The sequence below is a fragment of the Gluconobacter cerevisiae genome, from assembly GCF_015244675.1.
In the GTDB taxonomy this organism is placed as follows: domain Bacteria; phylum Pseudomonadota; class Alphaproteobacteria; order Acetobacterales; family Acetobacteraceae; genus Gluconobacter; species Gluconobacter cerevisiae.
On the sequence record NZ_JABCQO010000003.1, the window covers coordinates 65880 to 81491 of the forward strand.

Annotated in this window: 9 protein-coding genes; 8 read left to right on the forward strand and 1 reads right to left on the reverse strand. The window is 57.8% G+C overall.

Features of this window, described 5'->3' with window-relative positions; genetic code table 11:
• The first annotated feature begins 3 nt into the window (after positions 1-3).
• The 8 genes from recF (at position 4) to HKD21_RS05175 (ending at position 14089) form a co-directional block, all read left to right on the forward strand.
• Positions 4-1107 carry a DNA replication/repair protein RecF gene (gene recF, locus HKD21_RS05140; RefSeq protein WP_194254542.1) on the forward strand — a complete coding sequence of 368 codons (1104 nt, stop codon included), beginning with the start codon at positions 4-6 and terminating at the stop codon, positions 1105-1107.
• A gap of 85 nt (positions 1108-1192) precedes the next feature.
• Positions 1193-3637, forward strand: coding sequence for a DNA topoisomerase (ATP-hydrolyzing) subunit B (gene gyrB / locus HKD21_RS05145; RefSeq protein ID WP_194254543.1), 2445 nt, complete (start codon positions 1193-1195; stop codon positions 3635-3637).
• A complete protein-coding gene (locus HKD21_RS05150) occupies positions 3627-4418 on the forward strand; it encodes a DUF3108 domain-containing protein (RefSeq protein ID WP_194254544.1) in 792 nt (263 codons plus the stop codon). The genes gyrB and HKD21_RS05150 overlap by 11 nt, the downstream gene beginning before the upstream one ends.
• 104 nt (positions 4419-4522) lie before the next feature.
• Positions 4523-5857 (forward strand): bifunctional UDP-N-acetylglucosamine diphosphorylase/glucosamine-1-phosphate N-acetyltransferase GlmU, encoded by a 1335-nt coding sequence (glmU, locus tag HKD21_RS05155; protein ID WP_194254545.1) that lies wholly within the window; start codon positions 4523-4525, stop codon positions 5855-5857.
• Positions 5857-7683, forward strand: a complete 1827-nt coding sequence (gene glmS, locus HKD21_RS05160; protein WP_194254546.1) for a glutamine--fructose-6-phosphate transaminase (isomerizing) — start codon at positions 5857-5859, stop codon at positions 7681-7683. The genes glmU and glmS overlap by 1 nt, the downstream gene beginning before the upstream one ends.
• 78 nt (positions 7684-7761) lie before the next feature.
• The gene (locus HKD21_RS05165; protein WP_194254547.1) at positions 7762-10728 is read left to right on the forward strand and encodes an FAD-binding and (Fe-S)-binding domain-containing protein; all 2967 of its coding nucleotides are present in this window, start codon (positions 7762-7764) and stop codon (positions 10726-10728) included.
• A gap of 117 nt (positions 10729-10845) precedes the next feature.
• Positions 10846-11466, forward strand: coding sequence for a thiamine phosphate synthase (locus HKD21_RS05170; protein WP_194254548.1), 621 nt, complete (start codon positions 10846-10848; stop codon positions 11464-11466).
• A gap of 49 nt (positions 11467-11515) precedes the next feature.
• Complete coding sequence (locus HKD21_RS05175) at positions 11516-14089, forward strand: cation:proton antiporter (RefSeq protein ID WP_194254549.1); 2574 nt, start codon at positions 11516-11518, stop codon at positions 14087-14089.
• Here HKD21_RS05175 and HKD21_RS05180 read toward each other — a convergent pair.
• The gene (locus HKD21_RS05180) at positions 14086-15513 is read right to left on the reverse strand and encodes a peptide MFS transporter (RefSeq protein ID WP_194254550.1); all 1428 of its coding nucleotides are present in this window, start codon (positions 15511-15513) and stop codon (positions 14086-14088) included. The two genes, HKD21_RS05175 and HKD21_RS05180, sit on opposite strands and share 4 nt — an antisense overlap.
• Positions 15514-15612 lie beyond the last annotated feature (99 nt).

The following is a 15612-nucleotide window of genomic DNA, read 5'->3' on the forward strand; positions in this document are numbered from 1 at the left end:
CGATTGAAACTGACCAGGCTCGCGCTGACGGATTTCCGGAACTATACCCATACCGTCTGGACCCCGGATGCCTCCATTCTGGTCCTGACGGGAGAGAACGGGTCCGGAAAGACCAATCTGCTGGAAGCCGTTTCGCTGCTGTCTCCCGGGCGTGGACTACGCGGCGCACCGCTTCCTGCTCTGTGCCGTACGGGAGCAGAGCGGTGGGGCGTTGCTGCGACACTTCAGTCCGCTCTGGATGAATTCCGGATCGGAACAGGGAGTGAGTTAAACGAAAAGCAGCGTCGGACCTTTCGGCTCGATGGGGAAAATATTCGCTCTCAGGCCACGATTGGCCAAAGATTTTCCTGTGTCTGGCTGACCCCACAGATGGATCGGCTTTTTCAGGAAGGTTCCAGCGGCCGGCGGCGCTTTCTGGATCGGCTGGTCATGGCGCTTTCTCCCGATCATGGTCGCCAGATTGCCGCCCATGACCGCTCGGTTGTCAGCCGGAACAGGGTTCTGGCGGATCGCCCGACCGAGACAGCATGGCTCGCGTCCATTGAAGATTCCATCGCCCGCCATGCGGTTGCGGCCTCTGCCGCTCGCCTCGTACTTGTTGAGAGCATGAACGCGCATCCATTTGAGAATAATGGATTTTCTGCCAGCACACTTCATCTTGACTGCGCTGTTTCAAACCGCCTGGCCTGTCAGCCGGCACTGGACGTCGAAGACTGGATCAGAAACAGTCTCCAGCAGTCCCGCACCGAAGACCGGCAACGCGCCACCACGTCCATCGGGGCGCACAGGGCCGATTTCACACTTTCGGACACCGCCACGGGACGTCCTGCAGAACTCTCCAGCAGCGGTCAGCAGAAAGTCATGCTGACCGGCACAATTCTGTCCCACGCGCGGCTCATGACGCAGGAACGGGGCCATGCTCCGGCCATATTGCTGGATGAGCCTTTGGTGCATCTGGACGAGACCCGCCGCCATGCTCTTCTCGACAGTCTTGAGAAACTGCAGGCACCCGTTCTGATCACAGGTACGGATCACGCGCCTTTTGCAGCGCTTGCAGGCCGCGCCCAGTTTTTTTCAGTCAGAAACGGAAGCATATCTCCGGCCTGATTCATGCCCACCGCTGGTCTAACCGTCCGGCGCAGGCTATACTGATCCAACAGTTTTTCAGAGTACCACGGAGACCGTCACGCGCATGTCAGAGACCCAGAACCAGCCCGAGATCCCAGGCGCAGACGGTGAAGATTACGGTGCTTCGTCCATTTCGGTACTCAAGGGACTGGATGCCGTTCGCAAGCGTCCGGGCATGTATATCGGCGATACGGATGATGGCTCGGGCCTGCATCACATGGTTTTCGAAATCATCGACAACGCCGTCGACGAAGCTCAGGCCGGACACGCCACATACTGCATTCTGACCCTGAACGGGGATGGTTCCGTCTCCGTCCGCGATAACGGTCGCGGTATCCCGACTGATCTTCATCCCGAAGAAGGCATCAGCGCGGCTGAAGTCGTACTGACCAAGCTGCATGCAGGCGGCAAGTTCAACCAGAATTCCTATAAGGTTTCGGGCGGTCTGCACGGTGTGGGCGCAGCCGTTGTGAACGCGCTGTCCGAATGGATGGAAGTGCTCATCTGGCGCAACGGTCTGGAGCACAAGATCCGCTTCCAGCACGGTGAACGCGACGAAGCCCTGCACGTCATCGGGCCGTCCACGGAAGACCGTGGCACTCTGGTCACATTCAAGCCCAGCAAGCAGACCTTTACGAAGGTCGATTTCGAGCTTTCCATTCTTGAGCGCCGCGTCCGCGAGCTCGCATTCCTGAACTCCGGCATGCTGATCATCCTGCGTGATGAACGTCATGCGGAGCCGAAAGAACTGCGTTTCCACTATGAAGGCGGCCTGAGCGCTTTCGCGGAATGGCTTGATTCTTCAAAAACTTCCATCGTCACACCTCCGATCGTGGGTGAGATCGACAATCCGGAAAGCGGCATTCGCGTCGAATTCGCGCTGACCTGGAACGACAGCTATCACGAGACGATGCTGTGCTTTACCAACAACATCCCCCAGCGCGATGGTGGTACGCATCTGGCAGGCTTCCGTCAGGCTCTGACCCGCGTTGTCGGCAAGTATGCCGAAGGGGTGGCCAAGCGTGAGGCTGGCTCGCTGACGGGCGAAGACATGCGTGAAGGCATGACGGCCGTGCTGTCCGTCAAGGTGCCCGATCCGAAGTTTTCATCCCAGACGAAGGACAAGCTGGTCTCATCCGAAGTTCAGCCCGTCGTGCATGCCGCTGCATCCGATGCGATCTCTCACTGGTTCGAGACGCACCCCAAGGAAGCCAAGGCAATCGTCGCCAAGATCATCGATGCCGCCAGCGCCCGTGAGGCTGCACGCCGTGCGCGTGAACTGACACGACGCAAGGGTGTACTGGATGTTTCCTCGCTTCCGGGAAAGCTCGCGGACTGTCAGGAACGCGATGCGTCCAAGGCTGAAATCTTCATCGTCGAGGGTGACTCTGCAGGCGGCACCGCCAAGCAGGGCCGAGACCGTCGCTTTCAGGCAATCCTTCCGCTGCGTGGCAAGATCCTGAATGTTGAACGGGCACGTTTTGACAGAATGTTGGGATCGGCGGAAATCGGCACACTGATTACCGCTCTCGGCACTGGTATTGGCCGTGGCGAAGTCGATCAGGGTGGTTTTTCGGCAGAAAAACTACGCTACCACAAGATCGTCATCATGACAGACGCCGACGTGGACGGCTCTCATATCCGCACGCTGCTCCTGACGTTCTTCTTCCGCCAAATGCCCGAACTGATCGAGCAGGGCTATCTCTACATTGCCCAGCCGCCGCTCTATCGCGCCAAACGTGGACAGGAAGAGCGTTATCTCAAAGATGATGCGGCTCTTGAACAATACCTGCTGGACAAGGCGCTGGCGAATGCGACCCTGCGCTTTGCTGACGGCCGGGAGCTGACAGGCGAGGCTCTGTCTGAAGAAATCACGTTCATGTCCGCTGCGGCTCGTCGCCTTCAGAGCATTGCTTCTAAAGTGCCGGTCTGGGTCATGGAGCAGGCTGCTATTTCTGGGGTTCTGGACAGCAATATCGCTGTTGCCACCTCACGGATGGCGGAATTCCAGCAGCGGCTTGATGGCGCCTCGCTTGCCAACGAGCGCGGCTGGAAGGTCTCCATTTCGGAAACCGGTCTGGAATGCGCGCGCTCCGTCCGTGGCGTGGGTGAAGTCTACCACATCGAGCCTTCGCTCCTGCGTTCGGTTGAGGCCCGCTGGCTGGTTTCCGAATGGGAACGTCTGGCGCGTGATTTTGCAAAATCCGTCATCCTGACGCTCGATCCCACGTCCTACGAACTGTTCGGCCCGGCCGCCATCATGGAGCGCATTCTGCTTCAGGGGCGTCGCGGGCTAACCATCAACCGGTTCAAGGGACTGGGCGAGATGAATGACGAACAGCTCTGGCACACGACACTCGACCCTTCGACCCGCACCCTGTTGCAGGTCCGGATCGGGGATGTTGAAGATGCTGGTCAGGTCTTCTCGACGCTGATGGGCGATGTTGTGGAGCCGCGCAGGGACTTCATCGTCGGTAATGCTCTGAAGGTTGCCAATCTTGACGTTTAAGGCTTTTGCAGTCGCAGCCGGCCTTGTTCTGATCGCGGGACTGACCTGTGGTTCAGCCAAGGCTGAGCCGCAGGTCAACGCAGCCTATGCTGTCTACATCAAGGGTTTTCACGTCCTGAACGCCAGGACGTCCTATCAGATCCAGCCCTGGGGCTATGGCGGTAGTACCCAGATCAAGCCTGCGGGCCTGATCAGCTGGTTCGTGACGATGGACGTAACATCGCATGTTCAGGGGCAGTTCACCCCCGACGGCAATGTACAACCCATGCTGTTTGACAGTGGTGGCGTTTCGCGCGGCAAAAACAGGCATGTCCGGCTGGAGTTCTCAAACGACACCCCAAAGGTGATGGATCTTCAGCCGCCGGAAACCGACCGCGAGCCTATCCCGGCAGATTTGCTGCCCCATACGGTCGATACCCTGAGCGGGATGGCCCATCTGCTGCATTCCCTAGCGACGACAGGAAAATGCGACGGATCTCAGGTCATTTTCGATGGACTTCGGCTGACCCAGATGGTGGTGCATGGTCCTGTCATGGTGGACATCCCGCAGGGTCAGGACGAGGTCTATTCCGGGCAGGCCATGCGATGTGATTTCATTGGCCGCCAGATCGCAGGGTTCATCAAGGACTCTCCCAACAGAGCCAAACTGGCCGCGCCACAACCCGGCGCGGTATGGTTTTTAAAGATCAACGGTCTGGGGCTTGTTCCCGTACGGATCGAGTTCAATCACCCGAAACTCGGTCATGTCATGGTTGTCATGCAGCATGCCGTGACTCCCTGACCGAAGCACTCGAACGAATTGCAATAATCGGCAATTCGAAGTGATGACACAGTCTGCGGGCTTCGTTTGACGCGGGCCCGTGGTTTGGATACCCCGGGCAGAACATGACCGACACAACCCATCGCACCACTGCCATCATTCTCGCTGCGGGCCTCGGCACACGCATGAAATCCCGCCTGCCAAAGGCGCTGCATCGTCTGGGTAACCAGCCCATGATCAACCACCTCATCACAACCGCCCGGCAGGTCTTCGATGATGTGGTCGTCGTCACAGGGCCTGATATGCCGGAACTTGAGCAGGCTGTGCATCCATTCCGAACCGTCACGCAGGTCGAACGGCTCGGCACGGCCCATGCGGCCAATGCGGCACGGAACCTGTTCGGGGCTGGGGATATCGCTGTTCTTTATGCTGATAACCCGCTGATTACCGCCGAAACGATGGAGCACCTGCTCGCGGCCCGCAGACAGGGTGCCAGTCTGGCTCTGCTGGGAATGCGTCCGGCTGTACCCGGTCGTTATGGCAGGATTGTCGAAGACCACGGCAAGGTTGTGAAAATCGTCGAGTTCAAGGACGCAACTGAAGACGAACGCCGCATCACGCTTTGCAATGCTGGCGTCATGTGTGCCGGAGCAGAGGACTTCCGTAACTGGCTGGAGAATGTTCGTAACGACAACGCCCAGGGTGAATATTACCTGACGGATGTCGTTGAAATGGCAGCTAAGGCCGGTTCTGTCGTGTGTGTTGAAGCGCCTGAAGACGAGCTGGCTGGCGTCAATTCGCGCTCCGAACTCGCGCGCGCTGAAGCGACCCTCCAGACACGGCTGCGAAACGCGGCGATGGATGCCGGAGTGACATTGGTTGCGCCGGAAACCGTCTTTTTCAGCACAGACACCGTTCTTGAAGCGGATGTAACGGTCGAGCCGAATGTCTTTTTCGGACCAGGTGTGACTGTTCGCTCAGGTGCGCTTATTCGCGCTTATTCGCATCTTGAAGGCTGCACGGTTGGTGAAGGTGCAATGATCGGTCCGTACGCCCGACTGCGTCCCGGAACGGTCTGTGCTGCACACACGCATGTCGGCAATTTCGTCGAACTCAAAAACGTGGAACTGGGCGAGGGTGCCAAGGCCAACCATCTGACCTATCTGGGCGATGCCTCGGTCGGAAGCGGCACCAATGTCGGGGCAGGGACAATTACCTGCAATTATGATGGTGTCTTCAAACACCGGACCGTCATCGGGGAGCGGGTTTTCGTCGGTTCGAACGCCATTCTCGTGGCTCCCGTAACCATCGGTGACGATGCCCTCGTGGCCGCAGGCAGTGTGATTACCGATGATGTGCCTGCTGGCGATCTGGCTCTGGGCCGGGCGCGGCAAGCACTGAAATCCGGGCGCGGTCTTCAGATCAAACAATCTCTCAAAGCTCGGAAGGAACAGGGCTGATGTGCGGTATCTGCGGTATTGTCGGACACAAGCCTGCCAGCCCGATTGCATTCGAGGCTCTGCGACGCCTTGAATATCGTGGATATGATTCTGCCGGGATCGCAACCCTGACAGCGTCGGGCGATATCGAACGCCGCCGCGCTGCCGGCAAGCTCGATAATCTGGAGCGTGTTCTCAAGGAGCACCCGCTGCACGGCACCACCGCCATAGGTCATACCCGTTGGGCGACGCACGGTGCCCCTACCGAAAACAACGCCCATCCCCATGAAGCCGGGCGTGTGGCAATCGTTCATAACGGCATTATCGAGAATTTCGCAGCCCTTAAGGAAGAGCTGGAATCGAAAGGCCGTGTGTTTCGGACCGAAACGGATTCCGAAACCGTCGCCCATCTGGTCGATGACTATCTGGAGCAGGGACTGCCGCCCCGGGAGGCCGCGTTTGCTGCCATCAAACGACTGGAAGGCGCCTATGCCATCGCCATGATCTTCAAGGATCATGAAGGTCTGCTGCTTGGTGCCCGTCACGGGGCGCCGCTGGCTGTCGGCTACGGTGATGGCGAGATGTTCCTGGGATCGGACAGCATTGCTCTGGCCCCTATGGCCCGGAAAATGACCTATCTCGAAGACGGCGACTGGTGCGAACTCACGACCGATAATGTCAGAATTTTCGATATGACAGGTGCGGAGATCAGCCGTCCGGTTCAGGATCTTACCTTCATGGCAGGGCAGGTCGGCAAGGATGGCTACCGGCACTACATGGAAAAGGAACTCCATGAGCATCCGGTCGCCATTGGACAGACGCTGAAACGGATTACGGACCCAGCATCAAAGCGCATTACGTTGCCGGCTATGCCTTTCGATCCGGCACAGGTGCCCCGCGTCACCATCACGGCCTGCGGTTCCGCCTATTATGCCGGGATGGTCGGCCGGTACTGGCTTGAATCCCTTGCACGCATTCCGGTGGAAATCGATGTTGCGTCCGAAATGCGCTACCGCGAGCCGCCCCAGCCGGACAAAGGTGTGGCGCTGCTGATTTCACAGTCCGGCGAGACTGCGGATACGCTAGGTGTTCTGCGCAGCCTCAAAAAGGCCGGTCAGAGCATTGTCTCGGTCCTGAATGTCGAACACTCTACAATCGGGCGGGAAAGTGATCTCGTGCTGGGTATGGATGCAGGGCCGGAAATTTCCGTTGCCTCCACCAAAGCCTTTACTGCGCAGCTTTCCGTTCTGGCAGCGCTGGCGATCGAATTCGCCCGTGCGCGTGGAACGATGGATCAGGCCCGCGAAGAGCGTTTGACGGCCAGTCTGCTGGATCTGCCGTCACGTGCAGCAGAGGTGTTCACTCGTACCAAGGATATTCAGGCCATGGCCGCCGTTGTGGCGCAGGCTCGCGATGTCCTGTACCTAGGACGCGGGATTTGTACGCCGATTGCATTCGAGGGCGCCTTAAAATTAAAAGAAATCAGTTACATCCACGCGGAAGCTTATGCAGCGGGTGAACTGAAACATGGCCCGATAAGCCTGATCGACCAGACCGTTCCGGTCGTTGCAATCGCCCCGTCCACGATCCTGTTCGACAAGACGCTATCCAATCTTCAGGAAGCGAAAGCGCGTGGCGGCCGCATTCTTGTTTTCACAGATGCCGCAGGTGCCAAGCGCCTTGAGGGCGTGGCGGAACAGATCGTCATCATGCCTGACGTGGACGCTTTCGTCGCACCGATCCTATATGCCATCCCCGTTCAGATGCTGGCCTATGAGGTCGCACTTCTGAAAGGCACGGATGTGGATCAGCCTCGCAATCTTGCGAAATCCGTGACGGTGGAATGAGGAATTTTTCTATCCGACAAGCTTATTTTTCACTCATTATAACGGTATGGACCATAAAACACTAAAAGGGGCGTAAAGATGGGTGGAGACGCAATATCCGGAACACCAGCCGGAAATTCAGGCCTTTCCCCCAGCGCCCCCGAAATCGCCCTGCGTGAGGCTTTCGTCCGAAGGCTGAACGAGCAGGGCTTTGAAGGGGATATCGACCTGCGGGTCTCATCCCGTCTGATGTCTTCCACCGATAACAGCATTTACCAACGTCTCCCGGCTGCGGTCATTCACCCGCGAACCAGCGAAGACCTCAACAGGGCGGTGAGGGCGGCTGCCAACGGCGCTCTGACGCTCGCAATCCGGGGAGGCGGCACCGGCACCAACGGCCAGTCCCTGACCGATGGCGTCGTTGTTGACGTCTCACGCCATCTAGACCGGATCCTCGATTTCGACGCCGAAGCGGGTACGGTCACCGTTGAGCCGGGCGTAATTCTGGCCCGTCTGAATGCATTTCTGAAGCCACACGGTTTTTTCTTTCCCCCAACAGTCTCGACCGCCACCCGCGCGACAATTGGAGGCATGATTGCGACGGATGCTTCCGGCAAAGGCTCCCGGATCTACGGCAGGACGTCCGATTATATCGAGACGATGGATGTCGTTCTTGCGGATGGAAGCGATCTGGCGGTTGAGCACCTGACTGCTGAAAAGCTGCTAGACGCAATGAACGGGACCGGATATGCCGCACGGGCTTATCGTGAGGTCCATCGGGTCGTCACGGAACATGCAGAAGAAATCCGGCGTGTTTTCCCCGATATGAACCGTGGTCTGACCGGATACAACCTTCAAAATATTCTGTTTGACGACGGCAGCTTCCATCTCGCAAGGCTTCTGGCGGGATCGGAAGGCACGCTCGCGCTGACCAAGAAAGTTGTCCTGCGCGTCAGAAGGCTACCGAAATACCGTCAGCTTATCGTCGTCCGCTATGCCAGCTTCAACGATACCCTTCAGGGCGTCCAGACACTTCTGCCTGCCAACCCTTCAGCTGTTGAGGTGCTGGATGACCGTGTTCTCGCCAAGGCCCAGCAGGACGTGACATGGCATGCTCTTGAACGTGTCCTGGGGAATACGTCAGCTCTTCCGGTCAAGGGGATGAGCTTCGTAGAATTCGTGGGCGATGATCTGGAAGTCCTGAAGGGACAGATAGCCCATGCCGTCAACCTTCTTGAGAGCTCCCCTCACAAACCCATTGATCATAAAGCAGTTTTTGATCCGGAAATTATTGCGAACCTCTGGACGCTTCGGGAAAAATCCGTAGGGCTGCTAGGGCGTCCGGACGGTCACAGGCAGGGTGTTCCATTCGTGGAGGATACAGCCGTTCCTCCCGAAGTCCTGCCTGAATATGTCAGCGAGTTCCGCGATATTCTGGATGGATACGGCTTGTCCTATGGCATGTTTGGGCATGCGGACGTCGGGTGCCTGCATGTACGCCCGTTTCTGGACATGCTGACGGCCGAAGACCGGGCGCTGATCCGGCCAATTTCTGACGCAGTGGCTGAGTTGACGAAACGTCATGGCGGTCTGCTCTGGGGGGAACACGGTCGGGGGTTCCGCGGGGAATTTTCGCCGCTGTTTTTCGGCGAAACGCTCTTTGCAGAACTTTGCCGCATCAAGGATGTCTTTGATCCCAAAGATATTTTTAATCGCGGCAAACTGGCTCCGGGTGGAGCGGGGCATCCAGTCGACCGGATTGATGGCATCCCTTTTAAGGGCGGGTTTGACGAGGAGATCACACCTTCGTTGCGTGAATCTTACGGCCTGTCCGTAAGCTGCAATGGCAATGGCGCCTGTTTCAACCGCGAGCCGGACATGGCCATGTGTCCGTCTTACAAAATCACGAAAGACCGGTCGCAGTCCCCCAAAGGCCGCGCTCTGCTGCTTCGAAGCTGGGCCAGACTGCGCTCTCTGCCAGCGGATGCTTCGGATCGGGCTATGCTTCCCGTTCTGACAGAAGAGCTCAAGACCTCGCTGGACACGTGCCTGTCGTGCAAAGCCTGTGCCACGCAATGTCCAATCCGCGTGGATATCCCGTCCATGCGTTCCAAATTTCTTTCAACGTACTTCCGTGATACCCGCAGACCCATCAGGGATTATCTTGTCTACTGGCTGGAACCGCTTCTGGCGGCAGGGCGAGTGACCCCCAGGATCGCCAACCTCCTGATGCACAATCCTGTATCGCAAACCGTCCTGTCGCGGCTGGGTTTGGTGGATCTTCCGCATTTAAGACCTGCGCGACGGAACACGGACATTCAGGTCAGCCGATCGTGGCTGCGACGCAACCAGAGCAATCCACGCGCTGTCATCGTGATGCAGGATTCCTTCACCGGCAGCTTTGATGGAGGGCTTGTCGAGAAGGCTCATGCTCTCCTGACGCAGCTTGGGTTCGATGTGAAGCTCACGCCTGTCTGGGACAACGGCAAAGCGCGTCATGTTCTGGGGTTTCGCAAAGGCTTTGGCGTGACGGCACGCGCGACCCTGCGGAAATTGAGGGCACTGGCCGAGTTCGATATTCCTGTCGTTTCGCTGGATGCAGCAACCGGCCTCATGTTCACACAGGAATACCGGGAAGTCGCAGGAAACAGTCCAATCCCGACTGTTCTTCCACTTGAGACTTTTCTTCGGCAACAGATCGGGCAGGGAGCCTTGCAACCGCTTCAGACTCATCGAGACATCCCTCGCATGACTGTGATTTCGCATTGCACGGAACAGGCTGCCCGACCGGAAAGTGCCGGAGACTGGGCCTTTGTCCTTCAGCATTATGGTGTGCCGGTGGAGGCCGGGAAGGCAGGCTGTTGTGGCATGGCCGGACTGTTCGGGCATCAGAAGGAACATGCGAAGCTATCACGGGATATGTTCGAGCAGAACTGGGCCAGAAAAGTTGAGACACCCGTTCTTGCGACCGGATTTTCCTGCCGCTGCCAGACCGAGCGCATGGCTGGGTTCCGTCCGTCCCATCCCGCAGAAATACTGATTTCTGTTTTGCAGGAACACTTGTGAAAACAGGGCGTTGATAACGATGTCACACCTCTGGACGCATAGGGTCCAAACTGTAACAATGTTGCCCGATCTCAAAAGGCACACCCTTGCCAGCAGGCGCCGTGGAGTATGAACGTCATGTCTTCTCTTCCATCCCGGATCTACGCTGTTGTCGACCAGCCTCGCTGGGTAGAACGGCTTGGTGGAGCTGGCCTGCGCTTCATTGAACTGTATCTCCGGGATCTGTCTGAAGAGGACGTTCGGGCACAGGCTCTGCTGGCTCAGGAACTTGCGGCACGTTTCAATGTGTCTCTCGCGTTGAACCGCTACTGGCAGACTGCCATCGAACTGGGCTATGAATGGCTGCATCTGGGGCCGGAAGATCTTGAGACCGCTGATCTGGAGGCGATCCGGACTGCGGGTATAAGATTTGGTATCTCGACCCATACCCGTCAGGAACTGGAAACAGCTCTGGCCTGCAAGCCGGATTACATCTCCTTTGGTCCTGTCTGGTCCACAGAACTTCGGGGCGTGAAGCTAGCGGGCAGGGGTCTGAAACAACTGGCGGAATGGCGGGAACTGTGCGGAGATGTGCCGCTGGTGGCGATCGGAGGCCTCACGGTGCCTCGGTTCGCAGAGTGCCTGGAAGCTGGGGCAGATACGGTGGCCGTGATGGGCGATTTCATCGGCCATCCGGATCCGGAAGCACAAGTCCGACGCTGGATTGACGCCACCTCCAAAGAAGCTGCCCCAACTTGAAACATGCTACCTCGTCTGCGGACGATCTGATGAAAGAGCCGAGACAACGATGATGGTGACAGGACTGGCAGCCGTACTCCTAGCGCTCGCGTTCCTGCTCACGCTTGTCAGCATCATTCAGCCTCTCGCGAAACGTCTTGAAATTTCAGAGGCCGTCCTGCTGGCTCTGACCGGGATCGGGCTTGGACTGATCGCGTCTCTCATTGTCCGATCTTCTGCGACTGATCTTCTGGACGGTGCGGCGGAAGCGTTGATCTATTTTCCGGTCAACAGCGAAGCTTTCCTGCTGATTTTCCTACCCATTCTGGTTTTTCAGGGCGCGATGGCCATTGACGTGCGCCGTCTGGCCCATGAAACGGCGACAGTCCTGCTGCTGGCTGTGGTGGCAGTCATTGTTTCCACGGCCACGATCGGCTTTGCGCTTTATCCTTTTGCCAAGCAGAGCCTTGTTGTCTGCCTGCTTTTGGGATCGATCGTCGCAACGACCGATCCGTCCGCCGTGGCGGGTATTTTCCGCGAAATCGGCGCGGCATCCCGCCTGACACGCCTCGTTGAGGGAGAGGCACTCCTGAACGATGCCGCGGCCATTTCGATCTTCTCCATCCTTCTGGCAGCCGTTACGTCCCATCACCAGATCCATCCGACCGAAGCTCTGATAGACTTCATGACGGCCTTTATCGGGGCCATCGTGGTCGGTGTCTGTCTGGCGCGTCTGACATTGCTGCTGATTGCAGGACTGGGCGGATCGGCTGCTTCAGAGATCACACTGACGCTGGCACTTCCCTATGCCGTTTATATCCTTTGCGATGAAATGCTCGGGTTTTCGGGGGTTGTGGCAACGGCCGCGGCAGGCCTGACAGTATCCGCTTACGGGCCGTCTACCTTCCGTCCCCAGGTCTGGCGTTTTCTGAACGAGATGTGGGAACAGCTCGTTTTCTGGGCTGGTTCGCTCGTTTTCCTTCTGGCGGCCATGCTGGTCCCCCGCCTGCTGATTGGCATGACGAGGTGGGATTTCGTGCTGATCCTGATTGCAAGCGTGGCTGGTCTGATCGCGCGCTCGGCCGTGATTTTTGGTATGTTGCCCCTGCTGGCCATTACGAAGCTGTCGCCGCCTGTTCCAAACCCTTTCAAGGCAACGATGGCCTGGGGTGGCATTCGCGGCGCCATCACGCTTGCCCTTGCACTTGCCGTGACCGAGAACCAGAGCGTTTCGAGCCCTGTGGCCCATTTTGTCGGTATCATCGCCACGGGCTTCGTTCTCATCACGCTTCTGATCAACGGTACGACGCTGCGGGCGCTGGTTCTGTTTTTCAAACTGGATCAGCTTTCCCCCATCGATCAGGCCATCCGCCAGCAGATCGTGGGAATTGGTCTGGGTGAGGTCGCAGAACGGACGCGGGAACTGTCTGAAGAACTCGGCTTCAGCGAGCAGACGCGCGCCGGCGTTATCAGCCGCCTTGAACGTCGCGCCGAGAAGGAGAGGGCGGCCAATAATTTTGAATCTGCCCTGAGTGACCGTAACCGCGTCAATATCGCTCTGATTACCATCGCCAATCAGGAACGCTCACTGCTGTTGGATCTGTTCCGAATTCAGGGGCTATCTCGCCGTGTGATGGAAACGCTGCTGAGAACAGCTGAATCCATGGCGGATGGCGCCAGACTGGAAGGGCGTTATGGTTATGTGCGTGCCCTCAAGCGGCGTCTTCAGCCTTCACTTCGCTTTCGGATCGCGCAGGAACTGCATAGTCGCCTGCATATCGACGAGCCTCTGACGAACTGTATGATGGAGCGGTTCGAGATGCTCATCATCGCGCATCTCGTCTCGCTTTCGCTTCAGCGCTTCGTTCGCCAGCGCATGGAACCCACGCTTGGCCCGCGCATCACGGAAATCGTGTCTGAGGTGCTCGGCCGCCAGCGCAAACTTCTGGACGATGCGCTGGAGACCCTCCGCTTGCATTATTCCGGCTATTCCGAAGCTCTTGAAAGCCGCATCCTGCGGCAGATCGCTCTGCGTCTCGAAGATGAAGAATACGATGCCCTTGAAGCCGACAGCCTGATTTCCGAAGAGCTTCACCGCGAACTGCATCGTGAGATCGAACGCCAGCGGGCACGGCTCGATGCACCGCTACGCTTTAATCTCAAGAGCGGTATTGAACAGCGTCTCCGGGCTTTTCCGGCATTCAATGGCGTCCCCGACAGTGTGCTGCAAAAGCTGTCTTCCAAGGTTTCGATGCATTTCGTCTCACCGGGAGAGGTGCTGTTCAAACGCGGGCAGCGCGTTCGTGTCGTCTATGCTCAGGTGGCGGGGCTGGCAGAAGTTAATCTGGCCGAGCAAGAGATTTTGTTTGGCAGTGGAGATCTGATCGGTGCCGCTTCCGTCATCCGAAACGACACGATGCCCGGCACCGTCCGCTCCCTCCAGTTCAGCCATCTGCTGGCCATTCCGCGACCGGTTTTCGAAAAGCTGCTTCGGGATTATCCGATCGTTCAGCGCCTTATTATTCAGCGCAGCAAGAAAAGAGCGGACGGGCTTCTGATGCCTGTCACAGTCCGTACTCTGGAGGGGGACGCCATCTCGACGGCCTCTGCCACAGAGATGCGTCATCTGGTTTCGCCTCTTTAAAGAACCGGAGGCGGGGTCTCTTTTTCGGGGGCGAGCAGCTCGCGGAACCGGAGCGCGCAGAAACCAAGGATTGCCGCGGCCAGCAAAGCTGCGCCCGAGTGCAGCAGCCAGAACGAAACGTCAGAAATACGCCCAAGGAGTGTTGCGAGCTTTCCAATCAGAAGATTGGAAAGGAACAGATGCAGTGAAAAGCAGGCGACGAGGATGGTATTGACGCTGACGGGGGCAGCCCGGGAGAAAAGGGCCATTCCGATCGCATAATTCATCGAAAAGCCGATATCGTTAATAATGTGAAAGGCCAGCCCCCAAAGCAGGCTGACCTCATGCGGCCCTGGACTGATCCATGATCCCAAAGCCAGCATCAAGGGGCCGAAGGCCGCAATGAAGGTTCCCAGTGCGACTTTAGCGATTTCCGAAAGATCCTGCCGCCGTCGGGAATAGGCTTTCCAAAACCACAGGACGGCGACAGCGCACAGCGTGCTGATGAACCCATCCAGAGAAATCAGATCGCTCACCGGCATCTCGTGTCCCAGAAGGCGAAGCTGGAAATGCTCGCGCCCCCAGAGCAGATAACCATCAAAAATTTCGGAGTTCGGCACGGCTCCGACAGCCATGACCGGCACAAGTGCCAGAAGCAGCCAGACCGTCTTTTTTTCCTGTGACGTCAGGGCAGGGCGTGTGCGTTTTGAGACTTTCGCATCATGAGGCGCCGGATGGACGGTGAGGTCAGAGGCAGGAAGCCAACGGCGTCCAAAAAGATAGACTACAAGCCCGATCAGCATACCGACGCCCGCAGCCAGAAAGCCCCAGTGCCATTCGATCTGCGCCAGACTTGCACATAGTATCGGTGACGCAATGACAGCAACCTGAAGCCCCATCATATAGATCTGATAGGCATCCGAGCGTCTCCGGTCGCCCAAGGCGTAAAGCGCTCCAACCTGCGCGCGCAGTCCTCCTGCCATACCAAGACCTGCAAGCAGGAAACCCAGCGCCAGCACGAAACTCCAGTCAAACGACAGCAGGAAATGGCCTACCGTCATCAGAACCGCACCGAGAAGAATGGTTCGTGTCTGGCCAAGTACGCGGTCGGCAAGAAAGCCGCCAAGGAGAGGGGTGGCATAGATCAGGGCCAGAAAAAGCCCCGTAATCGCACCTGCCAGAGCCCTCGGTCCGACCGGCGCGTAGAGAAATGAAACAAATCCTTCAAGCGACGTCAGGCCAAACACATGGCCGGAGTGATCCGGCTGAAGCAGATGATCCGTCAGATAGAGCGCGAGGATGGCCTGCATGCCGTAAAGCGAAAATCCGACCCAACCTTCGGTCAGTGTTAACACCCACAGCCCGATAGGATGCCCCCAGAGTTCACGCTGTTTTGAGGGAACGAATGGTTCGACGACAGGGAAAGCAGGAAGGATCTCGGTCATGCAGCCTCAACGACGCAGGATAGGAAGACCCTGCGTAACGGGAGAAGCCGGATGAGGTAAAGGGGAGAGATGGTTCAATGGCAAAATGCCATATGGCAT

Excerpts from the sequence above, each read along its gene's own strand:
- gyrB (WP_194254543.1), top strand. The coding sequence starts at position 1,193 with ATGTCAGAGACCCAGAACCAGCCCGAGATCCCAGGCGCAGACGGTGAA.
- glmU (WP_194254545.1), top strand. The coding sequence starts at position 4,523 with ATGACCGACACAACCCATCGCACCACTGCCATCATTCTCGCTGCGGGC.
- glmS (WP_194254546.1), top strand. The coding sequence starts at position 5,857 with ATGTGCGGTATCTGCGGTATTGTCGGACACAAGCCTGCCAGCCCGATT.
- HKD21_RS05165 (WP_194254547.1), top strand. The coding sequence starts at position 7,762 with ATGGGTGGAGACGCAATATCCGGAACACCAGCCGGAAATTCAGGCCTT.
- HKD21_RS05170 (WP_194254548.1), top strand. The coding sequence starts at position 10,846 with ATGTCTTCTCTTCCATCCCGGATCTACGCTGTTGTCGACCAGCCTCGC.
- HKD21_RS05175 (WP_194254549.1), top strand. The coding sequence starts at position 11,516 with ATGATGGTGACAGGACTGGCAGCCGTACTCCTAGCGCTCGCGTTCCTG.
- HKD21_RS05180 (WP_194254550.1), bottom strand. The coding sequence starts at position 15,513 with ATGACCGAGATCCTTCCTGCTTTCCCTGTCGTCGAACCATTCGTTCCC.